The 19931-nt window shown below is 67.2% G+C and carries 16 protein-coding genes; 13 read left to right on the forward strand and 3 right to left on the reverse strand.

What is annotated here, in order from left to right; all coding sequences use genetic code 11:
- Positions 1 to 102: 102 nt before the first annotated feature.
- Genes E0W60_RS12770 through E0W60_RS12780 form a run of 3 tightly spaced genes read right to left on the reverse strand, consistent with a single transcriptional unit; the run spans position 103 to position 3840 of the window.
- Complete coding sequence (locus E0W60_RS12770; RefSeq protein ID WP_135704415.1) at positions 103 to 903, reverse strand: FAD binding domain-containing protein; 801 nt, start codon at positions 901 to 903, stop codon at positions 103 to 105.
- Between the two features lie 27 nt (positions 904 to 930).
- Positions 931 to 3312 (reverse strand): xanthine dehydrogenase family protein molybdopterin-binding subunit, encoded by a 2382-nt coding sequence (locus tag E0W60_RS12775; protein WP_135704416.1) that lies wholly within the window; start codon positions 3310 to 3312, stop codon positions 931 to 933.
- A 12-nt stretch (positions 3313 to 3324) separates the two neighbouring features.
- The gene (locus tag E0W60_RS12780) at positions 3325 to 3840 is read right to left on the reverse strand and encodes a (2Fe-2S)-binding protein (protein ID WP_135704418.1); all 516 of its coding nucleotides are present in this window, start codon (positions 3838 to 3840) and stop codon (positions 3325 to 3327) included.
- A 333-nt stretch (positions 3841 to 4173) separates the two neighbouring features.
- Here E0W60_RS12780 and E0W60_RS12785 point away from each other — a divergent pair, with 333 nt between their 5' ends.
- The 13 genes from E0W60_RS12785 to E0W60_RS12845 all read left to right on the forward strand — a co-directional run bounded on the left by E0W60_RS12785 (position 4174) and on the right by E0W60_RS12845 (position 19874).
- Positions 4174 to 4752: a YqaA family protein gene (locus E0W60_RS12785; protein ID WP_133093691.1), complete on the forward strand. Its 579-nt coding sequence runs from the start codon at positions 4174 to 4176 to the stop codon at positions 4750 to 4752.
- 181 nt (positions 4753 to 4933) lie between these two features.
- Positions 4934 to 8908 (forward strand): DUF3683 domain-containing protein, encoded by a 3975-nt coding sequence (locus E0W60_RS12790; protein ID WP_133093692.1) that lies wholly within the window; start codon positions 4934 to 4936, stop codon positions 8906 to 8908.
- Positions 8909 to 9001: 93 nt separating this feature from the next.
- Positions 9002 to 9439 carry an HIT family protein gene (locus E0W60_RS12795; RefSeq protein ID WP_135704420.1) on the forward strand — a complete coding sequence of 146 codons (438 nt, stop codon included), beginning with the start codon at positions 9002 to 9004 and terminating at the stop codon, positions 9437 to 9439.
- 132 nt (positions 9440 to 9571) lie between these two features.
- A complete protein-coding gene (locus tag E0W60_RS12800; protein ID WP_133093694.1) occupies positions 9572 to 11437 on the forward strand; it encodes an ABC transporter ATP-binding protein/permease in 1866 nt (621 codons plus the stop codon).
- A 94-nt stretch (positions 11438 to 11531) separates the two neighbouring features.
- Positions 11532 to 11957 (forward strand): gamma-butyrobetaine hydroxylase-like domain-containing protein, encoded by a 426-nt coding sequence (locus E0W60_RS12805; protein ID WP_133094203.1) that lies wholly within the window; start codon positions 11532 to 11534, stop codon positions 11955 to 11957.
- A 30-nt stretch (positions 11958 to 11987) separates the two neighbouring features.
- On the forward strand, positions 11988 to 12719 hold the full coding sequence (ubiE, locus tag E0W60_RS12810; RefSeq protein WP_133093695.1) for a bifunctional demethylmenaquinone methyltransferase/2-methoxy-6-polyprenyl-1,4-benzoquinol methylase UbiE: 732 nt from the start codon (positions 11988 to 11990) through the stop codon (positions 12717 to 12719).
- 61 nt (positions 12720 to 12780) lie between these two features.
- On the forward strand, positions 12781 to 13752 hold the full coding sequence (locus E0W60_RS12815) for a Tim44 domain-containing protein (RefSeq protein ID WP_133093696.1): 972 nt from the start codon (positions 12781 to 12783) through the stop codon (positions 13750 to 13752).
- A gap of 148 nt (positions 13753 to 13900) precedes the next feature.
- Positions 13901 to 14569 carry a ubiquinone biosynthesis accessory factor UbiJ gene (locus E0W60_RS12820; RefSeq protein WP_135704422.1) on the forward strand — a complete coding sequence of 223 codons (669 nt, stop codon included), beginning with the start codon at positions 13901 to 13903 and terminating at the stop codon, positions 14567 to 14569.
- Positions 14570 to 14644: 75 nt separating this feature from the next.
- On the forward strand, positions 14645 to 16219 hold the full coding sequence (gene ubiB / locus E0W60_RS12825) for a ubiquinone biosynthesis regulatory protein kinase UbiB (RefSeq protein ID WP_133093698.1): 1575 nt from the start codon (positions 14645 to 14647) through the stop codon (positions 16217 to 16219).
- A gap of 54 nt (positions 16220 to 16273) precedes the next feature.
- Positions 16274 to 16894, forward strand: coding sequence for a methyltransferase domain-containing protein (locus tag E0W60_RS12830; RefSeq protein ID WP_135704424.1), 621 nt, complete (start codon positions 16274 to 16276; stop codon positions 16892 to 16894).
- A gap of 287 nt (positions 16895 to 17181) precedes the next feature.
- Positions 17182 to 18618, forward strand: a complete 1437-nt coding sequence (locus E0W60_RS12835) for a sodium:solute symporter family protein (protein WP_135704426.1) — start codon at positions 17182 to 17184, stop codon at positions 18616 to 18618.
- A gap of 196 nt (positions 18619 to 18814) precedes the next feature.
- A complete protein-coding gene (locus tag E0W60_RS12840) occupies positions 18815 to 19153 on the forward strand; it encodes an FmdB family zinc ribbon protein (RefSeq protein ID WP_135704428.1) in 339 nt (112 codons plus the stop codon).
- A gap of 13 nt (positions 19154 to 19166) precedes the next feature.
- The gene (locus tag E0W60_RS12845) at positions 19167 to 19874 is read left to right on the forward strand and encodes a DUF502 domain-containing protein (RefSeq protein ID WP_133093701.1); all 708 of its coding nucleotides are present in this window, start codon (positions 19167 to 19169) and stop codon (positions 19872 to 19874) included.
- Positions 19875 to 19931 lie beyond the last annotated feature (57 nt).

The raw sequence follows: 19931 nt of genomic DNA on the forward strand, positions 1-19931 counted from the left end.
AGGTTCGCCCGCGACAACGCCTGATTCAAGCGCCGGCTCTCTCCCCCGACCCCTCTCCCGCGCGCGGGAGAGGGGAGACAACATGCGGTCAATGGAGAAACTCTACGCCTTCACCGCCGCCTCCACCGCCCTTGCCGCCAGCACCGGAATCAGATGCGCCCGGTACTCCGCCGACGCATGCAGGTCAGTATTCAGCGTCCCCGCATCGACCTTCACCCCACGCGCCGCCTGCGCGGTGAAGCTGGCCGACAATGCCTGTTCCAGCGGCTGGCACCGGAACACGCTGTCGGCAGCTCCGGTGACCGCCACGCGCACCGTATTCCCGGAGCGCGCCACCATCACCCCCACCAGCGCAAAGCGCGATGCCGGATTGCGGAACTTTACATATGCCGCCTGATCCGGAATCGGGAAGCGCGCCGCGGTGATCAGTTCGTCCGGCTCCAGCGCGGTCTCATACAGCCCCTTGAAAAAGTCATCCGCCGCGATGCTGCGCCGGTCGGTGACCACGGTGGCGCCCAGCCCCAGCACTGCCGCGGGATAGCACGCAGCCGGATCATCGTTCGCCAGCGCGCCGCCGATGGTTCCCATCGCGCGCACCTGCCGGTCACCGATGCCGCCGGCCAGCGCCGCCAGCGCCGGGATGCGCTCGCGCACCTTGGCGTTCTCGGCCACGTCGGCATGGCGCGCAGCGGCGCCGATGACGATCTCGTTGCCGTCGACGCGGATCCCGGCCATGCCGGGAATGCGCGTTACGTCGACCAGTGTGGAAGGCGATGCCAGCCGCAGCTTCATCGCCGCCAGCAGGCTCTGGCCGCCGCCGAGGAACTTGGCGTCGGAATCGGCCTTGACCTTGGCCACCGCCGCCTTGGCATCCGCGGCGCGTTCAAAGTTGAATGCGTACATGTCGGTTTCCTTTGCGGTGTGGATGGATCAGGGCTGAGGCCGCGCGGCCTGGATCGCCTGCCATACGCGATGCGGCGTGGCCGGCATCTGCACATCCTTCACGCCCAGCGGCGACAGCGCATCGACCAGCGCGTTGATAAACGCCGGCGGCGAGCCGATCGCGCCGGCCTCGCCGCAGCCCTTCACGCCCAGCGGGTTGTGCGTGCAGGGCGTGCCGCTGGCGGTCTCGACGGTGAAATCGGGCAGGTCGCCGGCGCGCGGCATGGCGTAGTCCATGTACGAGCCGGTCAGCAGCTGGCCGCTGTCTTCGTCGTAGACGCACTGCTCCAGCATGGCCTGGCCCAGCCCTTGGCCGATGCCGCCATGCACCTGGCCTTCGACGATCATCGGGTTAATGATGTTGCCGAAGTCGTCCACCGCGGTGAACTTGACCACCTGCGACTCGCCCGTGTCGGGATCGACTTCGACCTCGCACACATAGGCGCCAGACGGGTAGGTGAAGTTGGTCGGGTCGTAGAACGCGTTTTCGTTCAGGCCCGGCTCCAGCTTGTCGAGCGGGTAGTTGTGCGGCACGTAGGCGCTCAGCGCGACCTCGCCGAAGGTCTTGGTCCGGTCTGTACCCGCCACGCGGAACACGCCATTGCTGAACTCGATGTCGTTGTCCGACGCCTCCAGCAGGTGCGCGGCGATCTTCTTGGCCTTGGCCTCGATCTTGTCGAGCGCCTTGACGATGGCCGAGCCGCCCACCGCCAGCGAGCGCGAGCCGTAGGTGCCCATGCCGAACGGCACGCGCCCGGTATCGCCGTGCACGATCTCGACCTGGTCGAGCTGCAGCCCGAGGCGGTCGGCCACCACTTGCGCGAAGGTGGTCTCGTGCCCCTGGCCGTGGCTGTGCGAGCCGGTGAAGACCGTCACCGTGCCGGTCGGGTGCACGCGGATCTCGCCGACTTCGAACAGGCCCGCGCGCGCGCCAAGCGCGCCGGCGATGTTGGAAGGTGCGAGGCCGCACGCTTCGATGTAGCAGGAATAGCCCAGGCCACGCAGCTTGCCGCGCTGCTTCGCTTCATCGCGCCGAGCCGGGAAGCCCTTGACGTCGGCCAGTTCCTGCGCACGCGCCAGGCAGGGCTCGTAGTCGCCGGTGTCGTAGGTCAGCCCCACCGGGGTGGCATACGGAAACTGCCGGATGAAGTTCTTGCGGCGCAGCTCGGCCGGATCGGTCTTCAGCTCGTGCGCGGCGGTCTCGACCAGCCTCTCGACCACGAAGGTCGCTTCGGGCCGCCCGGCGCCGCGGTAGGCATCGACTGGCGCGGTGTTGGTGAACACCGCCTTGACCTCCGCATAGATCGCCGGCGTGGAGTACTGGCCGGCCAGCAGCGTCGCATACAGGATGGTCGGCACGCTGCTGGCAAAGGTCGACAGGTACGCGCCCATGTTGGCGACCGTATGCACGCGCATCGCCAGGAACTTGCCGTCGGCATCGAGCGCCAGCTCGGCCTTGGTCACGTGGTCGCGGCCGTGCGCGTCGGTCAGGAAGGACTCGGAACGGTCCGCGGTCCACTTGACGGGGCGGCCGACCTTCTTCGAGGCCCACGTCAGCGCCACGTCTTCCGGATACAGGAAGATCTTGGAGCCGAAGCCGCCGCCCACGTCGGGCGCGATGATGCGCAGCCGCGATTCCGGCAATCCCAGCACGAACGCGCCCATCAGCAGGCGTTCGACGTGCGGGTTCTGGTTGGCGACGTAGACGGTGTAGCTGTCGTCCTGGCGCGTATAGCTGGCGTTGACCGCGCGCGGCTCGATCGCGTTGGGGATCAGCCGGTTGTTGACGATCTCCAGCGTGGTCACGTGCGCGGCTTTGGCGAAGGCGGCGTCGGTGGCGGCCTTGTCGCCGTGGCCCCACGTGTAGCAGGTGTTGGCCGGCACGTCGTCGTGTACCAGCGTCGACGCCGACGCGGCATCGGCGGCGCGGACCACTGCGGGCAGTTCTTCGTAGTCGACGTCGATCTTCTCGGCGGCGTCGCGCGCCTGCTGCAGCGTCTCGGCGATCACGAGCGCCACCTGGTCGCCCACGTGGCGCACCTTGCCCTGTGCGATCACCGGGTGCGGCGGCTCTTTCATCGGCGTGCCGTCGATGCTGTGGATCAGCCAGCCGCAGGGCAGGCCGCCCACCTTGTCGGCGGCGAGGTCGTCGCCGGTCAGCACGGCGATCACGCCGGGCGCGGCCAGCGCCCCGGTCTTGTCGATCGAACGTATGCGCGCGTGCGCATACGGCGAGCGCAGGAAATACGCGTAGCTCTGCTGCGGCAGCACGATGTCGTCGGTGTACTGGCCGTTGCCGGTCAGGTAGCGGTAATCTTCCTTGCGCTTGACGGAAGCGCCCACCAGGCGCTGGTTATCGGGTGCGTTCATGGCGGGTCCCCCTTATTCGGCGCTGGCGGCGCTGGCGGCGCTGGCCGCCGTGCCCTGCATGGCCGCCTGGCCCTGCTGCACCGCACGCACGATGTTGTGGTAGCCCGTGCAGCGGCACAGGTTGCCCTCGAGTTGGGCGCGGATGGTGGCGGCGTCGGCGTCGGGATGCTGCTGGACCAGCGCGGTCGCGCTCATCACCATGCCCGGCGTGCAGAAGCCGCATTGCAGTCCGTGGCATTCGCGGAACGCTTCCTGCATCGGATGCAGGCCGTTGCCGGCACTGTCGCCAGCCAGCCCTTCGATGGTGGTCACGGTGGCGCCGTCCGCCTGCAGCGCCAGGATGTTGCACGACTTGACCGCCCGGCCGTCCAGGTGGACCGTGCAGGCGCCGCACTGCGCGGTGTCGCAGCCGACGTGGGTGCCGGTCAGGCGCAGCTGTTCGCGCAGGAACTGGACCAGAAGGGTATTGGGTTCTACCTGCGCGTCAACGGGCTTGCCGTTGACCGTCAGGCGGATCGGAATCGCCATGCTTGTCTCCATGTGGGGTGGACGCGCATGACCAATTCCCAGATCCCGAAAGCAACTGCGCGGGACTGGCCACGACGCGGTACTGCCGCTTAAGACGGCTATAGGACGGCTAATTCGTGATATTGGTGCTGCCGCTGCAACTGCTCCAGGTGCGCCAGCGAACGCTGCGGCCGGCGCATTGGCACGGCCGGCGAACGTTTGGCCGCGACAGGCTCTAACAGTTAAACACAAATCCCTGGCAGGTGCCATGAGGTTTGCCCGCGCCCCATCCGGGGGAGGGGGCGCCCCACTGGGCCGCTGCTAGAATGGCCCGGCCCCCCCGCCTGCCCCGACATGGAAGCCTTCTTCGACTGGCTGTTTCAAACCGTCGCCTTGCCCAAGGTAGGCCTGCCCGCGATCTTTGTGGTCAGCCTGGTGTCGGCCACGCTGCTGCCGCTGGGCTCGGAGCCGGCCGTGTTCGGCTACGTCAAGCTCAATCCCGAGATGTTCTGGCCGGCGGTCATTGTCGCCACCGCCGGCAATACCGTGGGCGGCGCGATCGACTGGTGGCTGGGTTACTACGCCAAGCTGGCGCTGGTGCGCTATCACAAGCGGCGGCGCGCCCGCGAGCACGAGCTGGAACACGAGGAGCACCGGGAGCATGCGCGCAAGCCGCCCAAGCCGAAGCTCGATGCCAAGTACTTTCGCTGGATGCGCAGGCTGGGGCCGCCGACGCTGCTGTTTTCCTGGCTGCCGGGCATTGGTGATCCATTGTGCACATTGGCCGGGTGGCTGCGACTGTCGTTCTGGCCCAGCCTGGCCTGGATGGCGGTCGGCAAGTTCCTGCGCTACCTGTTCATGACTGCCAGCCTGCTATGGATTCCAGACAGTTTTTGGCAGAACATTGCGCAAACTTTCAAGTCATTCTTCTGATAAAAGCGCCTTAGAAGTCTTATTTTGCGTGATGTTCTCGGCGCCGGGTTGCGTCTAATCCCTTGTTCCCACAAGGATTCCGCTTTGTTGCGGTGCGGCGAAACCGGGCCTTGCAGTACAATCGCCCTTTAATGAACGATTCGCGCACTGTCCCCGTGCGCAGCAGGAAGCGGTCCCCTCCATGAACGCCCCACTCGTGCTCGACGCCAAGCTCGCCGCGCAGGACGCCCCGCCGCGCCTGCGTGAAATTCCTTATAACTACACGTCCTTCTCGGACCGCGAGATTGTCATCCGCCTGCTGGGCGAAGAGGCCTGGCGCATCCTGGACGAGCTGCGCAGCGAGCGCCGCACCGGCCGCTCGGCCCGCATGCTGTACGAGGTGCTGGGCGATATCTGGGTGGTTCGCCGCAATCCCTACCTGCAGGACGACCTGCTGGAAAATCCAAAGCGCCGCCAGATGCTGGTCAGCGCGCTGCACCACCGCCTGAACGAGATCGAGAAGCGCCGCGCCGCCGACCGTGCCGAGCACGCCGAGCCCGCCGCCGAAGACCGTTCGCACCGCGTGGAGCAACTGGTCGCCTTCGCCAAGCAGGCGATCGAGGACTTCAAGAACGAGTTCGCCGCCGCCTACGACCTGCGCAAGCGCGCGCAGCGCGTGCTGGGCCGCGTCACGCAGAAGGACAACATCAAGTTCGATGGCCTGTCGCGCGTGTCGCACGTGACCGACGCCACCGACTGGCGCGTGGAATACCCGTTCGTGGTGCTGACGCCGGATACCGAGGAAGAGATCGCCGGCCTGGTCAAGGGCTGCTTCGAGCTCGGCCTGACCATCATCCCGCGCGGGGGCGGCACCGGCTATACCGGCGGCGCCGTGCCGCTGACGCCGATGAGCGCGGTGATCAATACCGAGAAGCTGGAGCAGCTGGGGCCGGTCGAGCAGACCGACCTGCCGGGCGTGTCGCACAAGGTGGCGACCATCTTCTCCGGCGCCGGCGTGGTGACGCGCCGCGTGGCCGATGCCGCAGACAAGGCGGGCCTGGTGTTCGCGGTCGACCCGACCTCGATCGACGCGTCTTGCATCGGCGGCAATGTCGCCATGAACGCCGGCGGCAAGAAGGCCGTGCTGTGGGGCACCGCGCTCGACAACCTGGCCTGGTGGCGCATGGTGGACCCGGAAGGCAACTGGCTGGAAATCGCCCGGCTCGACCACAACCTGGGCAAGATCCACGACGTGCCGGTGGCCACCTTCGAGCTGAAGTGGTCGGACGGCAATCGCGCCCCGGGCGAGAAGGTGCTGCGCACCGAGACGCTCGCCATCGAAGGCCGCAAGTTCCGCAAGGAAGGCCTGGGCAAGGACGTCACCGACAAGTTCCTGGCCGGCCTGCCCGGCGTGCAGAAGGAAGGCTGCGACGGCATCATCACCAGCGCGCGCTGGATTTTGCATCGCATGCCGAAGTTCATCCGCACCGTGTGCCTGGAGTTCTTCGGCCAGGCGCGCGACGCCATCCCCAGCATCGTCGAGATCAAGGACTTCCTCGATGCCGAGACGCGCAAGCCCGGCGGCGCCATCCTGGCCGGCCTGGAGCACCTGGACGAGCGTTACCTGCGCGCGGTGGGCTACGCCACCAAGAGCAAGCGCAACGCCTTCCCGAAGATGGTGCTGATCGGCGACATCGTCGGCGACGATGAAGACGCCGTGGCGCGCGCCACCTCGGAAGTGATCCGCATGGCCAACGGCAAGAGCGGCGAAGGCTTTATCGCCGTCAGCCCCGAGGCGCGCAAGAAGTTCTGGCTCGACCGCTCGCGCACCGCCGCGATCGCCAGGCACACCAACGCCTTCAAGATCAACGAAGACGTGGTGATCCCCCTCAACCGCATGGGCGAGTACACCGACGGCATCGAGCGCATCAATATCGAGCTGTCGATCAAGAGCAAGCTGCAGCTGGTCGACGCGCTGGAAGCGTTCTTCGCGCGTGGCAACCTGCCGCTGGGCCGCAGCGACGACGCCAACGAGATCCCCAGCGCCGAGCTGCTGGAAGACCGCGTGCAGCACGCGCTGACGCTGCTGCGCGAGATCCGCGCGCGCTGGCGCTATCTGCAAGATCACCTCGACACGCCGCTGGCGCAGGCCAGGGCCTCGCTGATCGGACACGGGCTGGGCCTGCTGGGGCAGGAATTCGAGGCACGGCTGCACCAGCAGCCGGACGCCAGCGTGTTCCACCTGCTGCAGGACCGCACCATCCGCGTGTCGTGGAAAAACGAGATCCGCGCCGAGCTGCGCAAGATCTTCAACGGCGGCGAATTCAAGCCGATCCTGGACGAAGCCCAGAAGATCCACAAGCAGGTGCTGCGCGGCCGCGTCTTCGTGGCGCTGCACATGCATGCCGGCGACGGCAACGTGCACACCAACATCCCGGTCAACTCCGACGACTACGACATGCTGCAGGACGCGCACCGCGCGGTGGCCCGCATCATGGACCTGGCGCGTTCGCTGGACGGCGTGATCTCGGGCGAGCACGGCATCGGCATCACCAAGCTGGAGTTCCTGACCGAGGAAGAGATCGGCGACTTCCGCGCCTACAAGCAGAAGGTCGACCCGCAGGGCCGCTTCAACAAGGGCAAGCTGCTGCCGGGCGCCGACCTGCGCAATGCCTATACGCCGTCGTTCGGCCTGATGGGGCATGAGTCGCTGATCATGCAGCAGAGCGACATCGGCGCCATTGCCGAAAGCGTCAAGGACTGCCTGCGCTGCGGCAAGTGCAAGCCGGTGTGCGCCACGCATGTGCCGCGCGCCAACCTGCTGTACAGCCCGCGCAACAAGATCCTGGCGACCTCGCTGCTGGTCGAGGCCTTCCTGTATGAAGAGCAGACCCGCCGCGGCATCTCGGTCAAGCACTGGGACGAGTTCTCCGACGTGGCCGACCACTGCACGGTGTGCCACAAGTGCGTGACGCCGTGCCCGGTCAAGATCGACTTCGGCGACGTCTCGATGAACATGCGCAACCTGCTGCGCAAGATGGGGCAGAAGAAGTTCAACCCCGGCACCGCGGCGTCCATGTTCTTCCTCAACGCCACCAACCCCGAGACCATCAACCTGACCCGCAAGGTCATGATCGACTGGGGCTACAAGGCGCAGCGCCTGGGCAACGAGGTGCTGAAGAAGCTGGCGAAGAAGCAGACCGCGCATCCGCCCGCCACCGTGGGCAAGCCGCCGGTGCGCGAGCAGGTGATCCACTTCATCAACAAGAAGATGCCGGGCAACCTGCCCAAGAAGACCGCGCGCGCGCTGCTCGACATCGAAGACAACGAGATCGTGCCGATCATCCGCGACCCGAAGGCGACCACGCCGGAATCGGAAGCGGTGTTCTACTTCCCGGGCTGCGGCTCGGAGCGGCTGTTCTCGCAGGTCGGCCTGGCGACGCAGGCGATGCTGTGGCACGTCGGCGTGCAGACCGTGCTGCCGCCGGGCTACCTGTGCTGCGGCTATCCGCAGCGCGGCACCGGCCAGTACGACAAGGCCGAGAAGATCGTCACCGACAACCGCGTGCTGTTCCACCGCGTGGCCAACACGCTGAACTACCTCGACATCAAGACCGTGGTGGTCAGCTGCGGCACCTGCTACGACCAGCTCGCCGGGTATGAATTCGAGAAGATCTTCCCCGGCTGCCGCATCATCGACATCCACGAGTACCTGCTGGAGAAGGGCGTCAAGCTGGAGGGCGTGACCGGTACGCGCTACATGTACCACGATCCCTGCCACACCCCGATCAAGACCATGGACCCGACCAAGCTGGTCAACGACCTGATGGGCGGCAACGCGGGGCTGGGCAAGATCGAGAAGAACGAGCGCTGCTGCGGCGAGTCGGGCACGCTGGCGGTGACGCGTCCTGACATTTCGACGCAGGTCCGCTTCCGCAAGGAAGAGGAAATGACCAAGGGCGCCGACAAGCTGCGTGCCGACGGCTTTACCGGCGACGTCAAGATCCTGACCAGCTGCCCGTCGTGCCTGCAGGGCCTGTCGCGCTACAAGGAAGATGCGTCGGTGCAGGCGGATTACATCGTGATCGAGATGGCCAAGCACCTGCTGGGCGAGAACTGGATGCCTGAGTACGTGGCCAAGGCCAATGCGGGTGGGATTGAGCGGGTGCTGGTGTAAGGCCTGACGACGTTGACTTTGCCACCGGTTTTCTCCCCTCTCCCGCGAGCGGGAGAGGGGAGAAAACACGCAGCACGAAAGGTAATGCGCCGCATGATCAAGAGCCCCAACTGCCCCCTCTGCGAAACCGACGGCGGCGAACTGGTCTGGATGGGCGACCGCGCCCGCCTGATCCTGGTCGAGCATGACCGCTTTCCCGGATTCTGCCGCATCGTCTGGAACGACCACGTGGCCGAGCTGACCGACCTGGACGAGGCCGACCAGGCCTGGCTGATGCGGCTGGTGGCGCGCGTGGAGCGGGTGGTGCGCGAGGTGATGGCGCCCGACAAGGTCAACCTGGCGGCGTTCGGCAATATGGTGCCGCACCTGCACTGGCACATCGTCCCGCGCTACCGCTGGGACACGCATTTCCCCGAGGCGATCTGGGCGGCGCCGCAGCGCGCGGCGGACAGCGTGCGCGTGCAGGAGCTGGCCAGCCGGCTGCCGGCGCTGCGTACGGCACTTTCGCTGATCGAAGCCGACGACGCCTGAAGGCGGGCGCGGAACCCGCGCCGGCCAGCAACCGTCTGAATGCTGTTGCCGCCGCGGTCGCGCCCGCGCGCCGCGGCACGAGAACAACATGCCCGGCCATGCAACCCGCTGGCGGGCCAGAAAGCTGCCGCTATGTCCTCGACCCCCACTTCCGTCACCGTACCGGGCCCGGCCGTCCCGGCCAAAGCCCTCAAGATCCAGAGCCGGCTGCGCATGGCCGCGACCTGGGCGCTGATCAAGCCCTACTGGAAATCCGACGACCGCGTCGCCGGCCTCGGCCTGCTCGCGCTGGTGGTCGTGCTCAACCTGGGCATCGTCTATATCAACGTGCTGCTCAACGAATGGAACCGCGTGTTCTACAACGCGCTGGAGCAGCGCGACTACGCCTCGTTCAAGGTGCTGCTGCTGCGCTTCTCGTGGATCGCGGCGTTCTTCATCGTGGCGGCGATCTCGCGCCAGTACTACACCATGATGCTGCAGATGCGCTGGCGTACCTGGATGACCGGCCGCTTCATGGGCCACTGGCTCGGGCACCAGGCCTACTACCGCATCGAACAGACCCGCGCCACCGACAACCCCGACCAGCGGATTGCCGACGACCTGCGCCTGTTCACCGACGGCGCGCTGTCGCTGTCGCTGGGGCTGCTCAACTCGGTGGTGACGCTGCTGTCCTTCGTCGGCATCCTGTGGGCGGTGTCGGGGCCGATCAGCTTTGCGCTGGGCGGCAGGGAATGGACCATCCCCGGCTACATGGTGTGGTTCGCGGCCGGCTATGCGGTGATCGGCTCGCTGGTGGCGCATCTGGTAGGGCGCCCGCTGATCGGGCTGAACTTCCAGCAGGAACAGTACGAAGCGGATTTCCGTTTCACGCTGGTGCGCCTGCGCGAGAACAGCGAGCCGGTGGCGCTGTACCGCGGCGAGCCGACCGAGCAGGCCGGCCTGCGTGCGCGCTTCGACCGCATCCGCGCCAACTGGAACCAGCTGATGCGCTATACGCGGCGGCTGACCTTTGTCAGTTCCGGCTATGCGCAGTTCGCCATCATCTTCCCGATCCTGGTGGCGGCGCCGCGCTACTTCGCCGGCAAGATGACGCTGGGCGGACTGATGCAGACCAGTTCCGCGTTCGGGCAGGTGCAGGGGGCGCTGTCGTGGTTCGTCGACAGCTATGCCACGCTGGTGGGCTGGAAGGCCGCAGCCAACCGCCTGATCGATTTCCAGGAAGCGATCCGCGTGGCCGAGCGCCAGGACATGGCCCCCGGCGGCACGCGTGACATCGAGGTCGAGCATGCCGGCAAGCCGCAGGAGGGCATCGTGATCGACGGCCTCGCGCTGGCGCTGCCGGTGCGCGCCGCGCGCGGCAGCGCCGTCGGCCAGCGTCCGCTGGTGGCGCCGTTCTCGCTGTCGGTCGCGCCGGGCGAGCGCTGGCTGGTCAGCGGCCCGTCCGGCTGCGGCAAGAGCGTGCTGTTCCGCGCGCTCGCCGGCATCTGGCCCTATGGCAGCGGCACCGTGACCATGCCCGAGGGCAAGCGCATGCTGTTCCTGCCGCAGCGCAGCTACCTGCCGATCGGCACCCTTGCCGATGCGCTGGCCTACCCGGATGCCGGTACCGAGCACAGCTCGGAAGCCCTGCAGGCGGCGCTGCGCCAGGCGCGGCTGGCGGCGCTGGCCGACCAGCTCGACGTGTTCGACAACTGGTCGCTGCGGCTGTCGCCGGGCGAGCAGCAGCGGCTGGCGTTCGCGCGGGCGCTGCTGCAGAAGCCCGACTACCTGTTCCTGGACGAAGCCACCAGCGCGCTCGATGAAGATACCGAAGGCGTGATGTACCGGCTGATGGTGGAGTCGTTGCCGGATGCCGCCATCGTCAGCATTGCGCACCGCAGCACGGTCGCGGCCTTCCATGGCCGGCGCCTGCGCTATGTGCCGCAGGACGAGGAGGCGGCGCGGGCTGCGCAAGCCGGCGAGCCTGGGGTAAGCTATCGGGTTGTAAGCGAAGCGTGATGCGGCGCGAGGCGGCGCCTGGGGCGCCGCTCGCTCATGCCGCCGCGCCGGATTCCCCCCCTACAGAGCGCCCGTGAACCGGGCCGCGATCATCATGGCTGGCCTGGACAAAGACACCCCCCATCCCACCGCACTGACCGTCCACACGCAATCGCGCGTGCTGGAAGTCGGCTTCGACAACGGCCGCAGCTTCCGGCTGCCGTTCGAACTGCTGCGCGTGTATTCGCCATCGGCCGAAGTGCAGGGCCATGGTCCCGGGCAGGAAATCCTGCAGACCGGCAAGCGCGACGTCGGCGTCAATGCCGTCGAGCCGGTGGGCAACTACGCCATCCTGATCCGCTTCACCGACGGCCACGACACCGGCATCTATTCGTGGGAACTGCTGTACCGGCTGGGCGACCAGCAGGACGCGCTGTGGCAGGACTACCTGAAGCGCCTGGAAACCGCCGGCGTCGATCGCGATACCCCCATGCCTGGTGCCGGCGCTGCCGGCGGCCACGGTTGCGGCCACCACCATTGAGCCGCCCCCGACCACCCTGGAGTCTGAGAAATGAGTGAAACCCACTTCGGGTTTGAGAAAGTCGACGAAACGGAAAAGGCCGGCAAGGTCGCCGGCGTGTTCCATTCGGTGGCGAGCAAGTATGACGTGATGAACGACCTGATGTCGGGCGGCATGCACCGGCTTTGGAAGATGTTCACCATCGCCCAGGCCAATGTGCGCCCCGGCCACAAGGTCCTGGACATCGCCGGCGGCACCGGCGACCTGGCCAAGGCGTTCGCCAGGCAGGCCGGCCCGACCGGCCAGGTCTGGCTGACCGACATCAACGAGTCGATGCTGCGCGTCGGCCGCGACCGGCTGCTGAACAAGGGCATCGTCACGCCGGTGGCGCTGTGCGACGCCGAGAAGATCCCGTTCCCCGACAACTACTTCGACCTCGTCACGGTGGCCTTCGGCCTGCGCAACATGACGCACAAGGAGGCCGCGCTGGCCGAGATGCGCCGCGTGGTCAAGCCCGGCGGCAAGGTCATGGTGCTGGAGTTCTCCAAGGTGTGGAAACCCCTGGAAAAGGCGTACGACGTCTATTCTTTCAAGGTACTGCCCTGGCTGGGCGAGCGCGTGGCAGGGGATGCTCCCAGCTATCGCTATCTCGCGGAATCGATCAGAATGCATCCAGACCAGGTTTCACTTGTACGCTTAATGGAACATGCGGGCCTGGAGAATGTCGAATACTTCAATCTGACGGCCGGAGTGGTGGCGCTCCACGTCGGGCGGAAGTATTAAGAACACTTGAAATCGCCATGCTCGCCCTAAAATGGGTGAATCTGACAGGGGATAACAGCATATGTCGTCAATTCGTGGAAAATTCCTGGTGGGGTCGCTGGTCACGGCGCTAGCCGTCGGGATGGCGTTCGACGCCGAGGCCAAGCGCATGGGCGGCTCGCGCAGCATTGGCAAGCAGTCTGAATCGGTGACGCAACGTCAGCAGACGCAACCCACCTCGCCCACGCAGCAAGCGCAGCAACCTGCACAGCAGGCAGCACCGGCCACGGCCGGGGCGGCCGGCGCGGCAGCGGCCGCGGCGCCCAAGCGTAACTGGGGCGGCATCCTCGGCGGCATTGCCGCCGGCCTGGGTATCGGCTGGCTGCTGTCGCACTTCGGCCTGGGCGGCGCGGCACTGAGCTTCCTGTCCAACCTGATCCTGATCGCGATCGTCGCCTTCGCGGTGATCTGGCTGATCCGCAAGTTCCGCGGTGGCAGCCAGCGCAGCCAGCAGCCGGCTTATGCAGGTGCGGCGGGTGCCGGCAATGCCGGCGGTTTGGGCCGCAGCGCCGAGCCGATGCTGCGCCAGCCGCTGAACACGCCGGCCAGCAACCCGGTGATGCCGGGCGCGGCGGCCGCGCCGGTGGCAGCTGATGCCGTGGCCCCGCAGCCGTGGGGCGTGCCGGCCGACTTCGATACCGACAACTTCCTGCGCAACGCCAAGGTCCACTTCGTGCGCCTGCAGGCGGCCTGGGACGCCGGCAATCTCGACGACATCCGCGAATTCACCACGCCGGAAATGTTCGCCGAGATCAAGATGGACCTGTCCGAGCGCGGCGCCGAGGTCAACAAGACCGACGTGGTCACGCTGGAAGGCCAGCTGCTCGGCATCGAGTCGACGCCGTCGCAGCATATCGCCAGCGTGCGCTTCTCCGGCATGATCCGCGAGAAGGCGGGCGAGGCGGCGCAGCCGTTCGCCGAGGTCTGGAACCTGGCCAAGCCGGCGACCGGCACCGGCGGCTGGCTGCTGGCCGGCATCCAGCAGGAGTCGTGATGCCGCGCCTCCGTGGCGAGTGATGCGCCCGGGGGAGTAGCTTAGAATGGAGGCCCACGTGAAAGCGTGGGCCTTTTTGTATTTGGGCGCCTGGCGTGCAACCTCGCCGGATGCCCGCATGTCTTCCAGCCAGCCAACCCGCGCTGCCATGAACACTCTGCCTTCCGCCCTGGCCACTCCAGCAGTCTCGGCACTGAACCACCTGCTCGAGCAGGAGCCGTGGGCCCGCAACCAGCTCGCGCCGTTTGCCGGGCGCGTGATCCGCTTCGATGCAGCCGCCTTCGTGCTGTCGCTGAAGGTGACCGAGCACGGTGGCACCGAGCTGGCGCCGGAAGCCGAGGCCCCCGCGGTGACGCTGCGCGTGCCGGTGCAGCAGTGGCCGCTGGTTGCCGCCGATGTCGCCGAGGGCGGCCAGGCCGCGGCCATGCGCCATGTGCGCATCGAAGGCGATGCCGAACTGGCCAATACCGTGTCGGCGCTGGCCCGCAACCTGCGCTGGGATGCCGAGGAAGACCTGTCCCTCGCGCTGCGCGGCATCCTGGGCGGGCCGCTCAGCGACAGCGTGGCGCAGCGCGTGGTCGGCGGCGCGCGCCAGGTCCACGAACAGGCCACGCGCATCGGCCGTGCACTGGTCGACAACGTTACGGATTACCTGCTGGACGAGCAGCCGACGCTGGTGCGCCACGCCGCGCTGGATGCCTTCGGCGCCGACGTGGGCCAGCTGCGCGACAGCCTGGCCCGGCTGGAGAAGCGGCTGGAAAAGCTCGAGCGCGCCAACCCCGCCGCACCCGGCCAACTGCCGTCGCCGCACCGCTGAGTCCGGCCCCGGCCGCATCCACCCCATGCCAACCGCTAACCTGACTGCCCGCCCCGGCCCCGAGAAGACTCCCGAATGACCCGCCTCCTGCGCCTTGGCAAGATCCTCTTCGTCATCCTTTACTACGGCCTGGACGAGCTGGTGCTGTCCGGCTTCAGCAACCGCAAGATCCGTTTCCTGGTGCGCGTCATCACCATCGGCCGCAAGCTCGACATGCCGCGTGGCGAGCGCCTGCGGCGCGCGCTGACGGCGCTGGGACCGATCTTCGTCAAATTCGGCCAGGTCCTGTCGACGCGCCGCGACCTGATGCCGCCCGATATTGCCGACGAGCTGGCCAAGCTGCAGGACCAGGTGCCGCCGTTCGACTCGGCGGTGGCGGTCAGGATCATCGAGCGCTCGCTGGGTCGGCCGATCGCCCAGCTGTTCGACACCTTCGAGCACCAGCCGGTGGCCAGCGCGTCGATCGCGCAAGTCCACTTCGCCACGCTCAAGGGCGGCCCCAACCACGGCCGCGAGGTCGCGGTGAAGGTGCTGCGCCCGGGCATGCTGCCGGTGATCGACAGCGACCTGGCGCTGATGCGCGACATGGCCACCTGGCTGGAGCGCTTCTGGGCCGACGGCAAGCGCCTGAAGCCCCGCGAGGTGGTGGCCGAGTTCGACAAATACCTGCACGACGAACTCGACCTGATGATCGAGGCGGCCAACGCCAGCCAGCTGCGCCGCAACTTTGCCGACACCAACCTGCTGCTGGTGCCCGAGGTGTTCTGGGACTGGTGCAGCAGCTCGGTGTTCGTGATGGAGCGCATGCATGGCATCCCGATCTCGCGCACCGAATCGCTCAAGGCGGCCGGCGTCGACATGCACCAGCTGGCCGAGGAGGGCGTCGAGATCTTCTTCACCCAGGTGTTCCGCGACGGCTTCTTCCATGCCGACATGCACCCGGGCAACATCCTGGTGTCGGTGCAGCCGGAGTCCTTCGGCCGCTACATCGCGCTGGACTTCGGCATCGTCGGCGCGCTGTCTGAGTTCGACAAGAACTACCTGGCGCAGAACTTCATCGCCTTTTTCCGCCGCGACTACCACCGCGTGGCGCTGCTGCACGTGGAATCCGGCTGGGTCCCGCCCGAGACCCGCGTGGAAGAGCTGGAAAGCGCGGTGCGCGCCTGCTGCGAGCCGTACTTCGACAAGCCGCTGAAGGAAATCTCGCTGGGCATGGTGCTGATGCGCCTGTTCCAGACCTCGCGCCGCTTCAATGTCGAGATCCAGCCGCAGCTGGTGCTGCTGCAGAAGACGCTGCTCAATATCGAAGGACTGGGCCGCCAGCTCGATCCGGACCTGGACCTGTGGAAGACCGCCAAGCCGTTCCTGGAGCGCTGGATGTACGAGCAGGTAGGCTGGAAGGGCGCCTGGGAGCGGGTCAAGGTGGAAGCCCCGCAGTGGGCCAAGATGCTGCCGGACTTCCCGCGGCTGGCGCACCAGTTCCTGGAGCGGCGCGCGCTGGCCGGCAACGGCGAGCAGGACAAGCTGCTGGCGCAGCTGGTGGCCGAGCAGCGCCGCACCAACCGGCTGCTGGGCACGGCGCTGCTGCTGGTCGGCGGCTTTGTCGCCGGCATCGTGCTGACGCACGTGCTGGCGTGGGGCGGCTACTGACAAGCGACCCGCTATATAAGTAAGAGTAAGCAGGCAAACGAGGAGACAGTCCCCATGGCCGACGTGCCCAAGCCCGCCCCGGCGTTCAGCACGCGCAACGCCGCCGACCCGTCATTCTGGGACGAGCGCTTCGCGCAGCACTTCACGCCCTGGGACGCAGGCGGCGTGCCGGAGGAGTTCCGCCAGTTCATCGCCGGCCGCGCGCCGTGCCCGACGCTGGTGCCGGGCTGCGGCAACGGCTGGGAGGCAGCGTGGCTGTTCGAGCAGGGCTGGCCGGTGACGGCAATCGATTTTTCGGCGCAGGCGGTGGTCTCGGCCAAACGCGCGCTGGGTCCGGCCGGGGCGGTGGTGCAGCAGGCCGATTTCTTCGCCTTCACGCCCCAGCCGCCATGCCAGCTGGTCTACGAGCGTGCCTTCCTGTGCGCGCTGCCGCCGGCGATGCGGGGCGCCTATGCCGTCCGCGTGGCCGAGTTGCTGCCGCCGGGCGGCTTGCTGGCTGGCTACTTCTACGTGGGCGAGAACCGCGGCGGACCGCCCTTCGCGATGCCCGAGGCCGAGCTGGCGGCGCTGCTGGGAACCGCTTTCGAGCGCCTGGAAGACCGGCCCTCGGCCGCGCCGCTGCCCGTGTTCCAGGGGCAGGAGCGCTGGCAGGTGTGGCGGCGGCTGGGCGGCTGAGCGTTCGCTCCCAGCCGTTGTGGCGCTCCGGATGCACCCGCGTGGCGCATTTGCCCCACCCGGGAATTTTTTTGTCCCGCGCCGGTCTCCGTCGCTATAATCCGCGTTTTGATTCGGCTACGACCGCAGGCCCTGCCGCGCGCTCCCGCTCCGGGAACTCGCCAAGAAGCTCCTCACGCGGCCCCGACCGATGAATTGGACTCCGGGCAGGCGCACCTGACGTATCACGCAAGCCGCCCCGGCATTCGGTTTTTCGCCACAAGGGCACTTTCTGCATAGGCAGCGGCATGCTGATCTGGTTCGTCATCATCTACTGGGTAATCTCGGTCGGCATCGGCCTGTGGGCGGCGCTGCGCGTACGCAACACCACCGATTTCGCCGTCGCCGGGCGCAGCCTGCCGTTCCACATCGTCACCGCCACCGTCTTCGCCACCTGGTTCGGCTCCGAGACCGTGCTGGGCATCCCGGCCGTGTTCCTCAAGGAGGGGCTGTCGGGGGTGGTGTCTGACCCGTTCGGCTCGTCGCTGTGCCTGATCCTGGTGGGCCTGTTCTTCGCCCGGCCGCTGTACCGGATGAACCTGCTGACCATCGGCGACTACTACCACAACCGCTACGGCCGGCTGGCCGAGGTGCTGACCACGCTGTGCATCGTGGTCTCGTACCTGGGCTGGGTCGCGGCGCAGATCAAGGCGCTGGGGCTGGTGTTCTATACGGTCTCGGACGGCGCGCTGTCGCAGGAGGCCGGCATGATGATCGGCGCTGCCAGCGTGCTGGTCTATACGCTGTTCGGCGGCATGTGGTCGGTGGCGATCACCGACTTCATCCAGATGATCATCATCGTGATCGGCATGGTGTATATCGGCTACGAAGTCAGCGGCCAGGCCGGCGGCGTCACGGCGGTGGTGTCGCACGCGGCCGCGGCGGGCAAGTTCGAGTTCCTGCCGGCGCTGGATTTCGTGCAGATCATCGGCTTTGCCGCGGCGCTGTTCACCATGATGCTGGGCTCGATCCCGCAGCAGGACGTGTTCCAGCGGGTGACTTCGTCGCGCACCGAGCAGATCGCCGGGCGCGCCTCGGTGCTGGGCGGCGTGCTGTATTTCTGCTTCGCCTTTATCCCGATGTTCCTGGCGTATTCGGCCACGCTGATCGATCCGGGCATGGTGGCCAAGTACATCGACACCGATTCGCAGCTGATCCTGCCGCAGCTGATCCTGCAGCATGCCCCGATGTTCGCCCAGGTGATGTTCTTCGGCGCGCTGCTGTCGGCGATCAAGAGCTGCGCCTCGGCGACGCTGCTGGCGCCGTCGGTGACCTTTGCCGAGAACATCCTGCGCCCGTACTTTCGCCATCTCGACGACAAGCAGTTCCTGCGCGTGATGCAGAGCGTGGTGCTGGTGTTCACCACGCTGGTGACGCTGTTCGCGCTGAACTCGCACCTGTCGATCTTCCATATGGTCGAAAATGCCTACAAGGTCACGCTGGTGTCGTCCTTCGTGCCGCTGGCCTTCGGCATGTTCTGGAAGCACGCCACCCGCCAGGGCGGCCTGGCCGCGATCCTGCTGGGCCTGACCTCGTGGCTCACCTGCGAGGTCGCCTTCGCCGATGCGGTGGTCCCGCCGCAAATGGTAGGCCTGATGTTCTCGATCAGCGGCATGGTGGTCGGCTCGCTGCTGCCGCAGTGGATCGCGGATCACGCGCCGGTCAAGGAAGTGCATATCGCCTGACCCGGCGCCTCGCCACTCCCAAGGCAGGGCCCCGATAGCCCTCCATTTCCGGTCATCAGCCAGCCACAGAACGGTTTATAATTCAAGGCTTTGCATCGCCATGCGGGGCGGCGCGCGCGGGTTTCCGCGCTCTCCGGCACCGGCGGCGATGCCCGCCTTTGTACCGATTTCCGTAGTTTTCTCGCCAAAAGACACCATGCCGATCTATGCCTACCGTTGCGACGCCTGCGGCCACGGGCGCGATGTGCTGCAAAAAATGAGCGACGCCCCGCTGACGGACTGCCCGTCGTGCGGCGCCGCCGGTTCGTTCAAGAAGCAGCTGACCGCGGCCGGCTTCCAGCTCAAGGGCTCGGGCTGGTACGTGACCGACTTCCGCGGCGGCAGCGGCGGCACCAGCGCGCCGGCCGCGGGCGGTGCGGCTGCCGGCGCGGCAGCGGCCAGCGCCCCGGCCGCCGCCGAATCGTCTTCGGCCAGCACCACCGCCGCCGCCGCGCCTGCCGCCGGCGGTTGCGGCAGCGCCTGCGCCTGCCACTGATCCGGATCGCCACGTGGTCGCCAAGAAGACTTCCGCCCTCAAGACCTGGTTCCTGACCGGTCTGCTGGTGCTGGTGCCGCTGGGCATCACGCTGTGGGTGCTCAGCCTGATCATCGGCACGATGGACCAGAGCCTGGCACTGCTGCCCGAGGCCTGGCGCCCGGACCGGCTCATGTTCGGCAAGCGCGTCACCGGCCTCGGCGCCATCCTGACGCTGCTGTTCATCCTGCTGGTCGGCCTGCTGGCGCATAACTTCATCGGTCAGCGCCTGGTGCGCTGGTGGGAAGCGCTGCTGGGCCATATCCCCGTGGTCGGCCCGATCTACACCAGCGTCAAGCAGGTGTCGGACACGCTGCTGTCGTCGTCGGGCAATGCTTTCCGCAAGGCGCTGCTGGTGCAGTATCCGCGCGAGGGCTCGTGGACCATCGCCTTCCTGACCGGCCGCCCCGGCGGCGACGTGCAGAACCACCTGCAGGGCGAGTACGTCAGCGTCTACGTGCCGACCACGCCGAATCCGACTTCGGGCTTCTTCCTGATGATGCCCAAGGCCGACACCATCGAACTCGACATGACCGTCGATGCCGCGCTCAAGTACATCGTCTCGATGGGCGTGGTGGCGCCGGCCGAGCTGCCCCGCAAGAGCGATAGCGCGCCGCCGCCGCAGCGGCCGCCGGCCAGCCGCGCCAGCAGCGGGGAAGCGGTCGAGACGACCGATCCTTAAGCATTCAAACAGATACGAGCCGCCCGATCTGCTTCGGGCGGCAGCGTTTTACCGGGA

This window comes from Cupriavidus oxalaticus, from assembly GCF_004768545.1.
In the GTDB taxonomy this organism is placed as follows: domain Bacteria; phylum Pseudomonadota; class Gammaproteobacteria; order Burkholderiales; family Burkholderiaceae; genus Cupriavidus; species Cupriavidus oxalaticus_A.

What these genes read in the sequence shown, in the direction of transcription:
- E0W60_RS12815 (WP_133093696.1), top strand. Translation starts at nt 12,781, where the DNA reads ATGTCGTCAATTCGTGGAAAATTCCTGGTGGGGTCGCTGGTCACGGCG.
- E0W60_RS12840 (WP_135704428.1), top strand. Translation starts at nt 18,815, where the DNA reads ATGCCGATCTATGCCTACCGTTGCGACGCCTGCGGCCACGGGCGCGAT.
- E0W60_RS12800 (WP_133093694.1), top strand. Translation starts at nt 9,572, where the DNA reads ATGTCCTCGACCCCCACTTCCGTCACCGTACCGGGCCCGGCCGTCCCG.
- E0W60_RS12770 (WP_135704415.1), bottom strand. Translation starts at nt 903, where the DNA reads ATGTACGCATTCAACTTTGAACGCGCCGCGGATGCCAAGGCGGCGGTG.
- ubiB (WP_133093698.1), top strand. Translation starts at nt 14,645, where the DNA reads ATGACCCGCCTCCTGCGCCTTGGCAAGATCCTCTTCGTCATCCTTTAC.
- E0W60_RS12790 (WP_133093692.1), top strand. Translation starts at nt 4,934, where the DNA reads ATGAACGCCCCACTCGTGCTCGACGCCAAGCTCGCCGCGCAGGACGCC.
- E0W60_RS12795 (WP_135704420.1), top strand. Translation starts at nt 9,002, where the DNA reads ATGATCAAGAGCCCCAACTGCCCCCTCTGCGAAACCGACGGCGGCGAA.
- E0W60_RS12780 (WP_135704418.1), bottom strand. Translation starts at nt 3,840, where the DNA reads ATGGCGATTCCGATCCGCCTGACGGTCAACGGCAAGCCCGTTGACGCG.
- E0W60_RS12830 (WP_135704424.1), top strand. Translation starts at nt 16,274, where the DNA reads ATGGCCGACGTGCCCAAGCCCGCCCCGGCGTTCAGCACGCGCAACGCC.
- E0W60_RS12785 (WP_133093691.1), top strand. Translation starts at nt 4,174, where the DNA reads ATGGAAGCCTTCTTCGACTGGCTGTTTCAAACCGTCGCCTTGCCCAAG.
- E0W60_RS12805 (WP_133094203.1), top strand. Translation starts at nt 11,532, where the DNA reads ATGGCTGGCCTGGACAAAGACACCCCCCATCCCACCGCACTGACCGTC.
- E0W60_RS12775 (WP_135704416.1), bottom strand. Translation starts at nt 3,312, where the DNA reads ATGAACGCACCCGATAACCAGCGCCTGGTGGGCGCTTCCGTCAAGCGC.
- ubiE (WP_133093695.1), top strand. Translation starts at nt 11,988, where the DNA reads ATGAGTGAAACCCACTTCGGGTTTGAGAAAGTCGACGAAACGGAAAAG.
- E0W60_RS12835 (WP_135704426.1), top strand. Translation starts at nt 17,182, where the DNA reads ATGCTGATCTGGTTCGTCATCATCTACTGGGTAATCTCGGTCGGCATC.
- E0W60_RS12820 (WP_135704422.1), top strand. Translation starts at nt 13,901, where the DNA reads ATGAACACTCTGCCTTCCGCCCTGGCCACTCCAGCAGTCTCGGCACTG.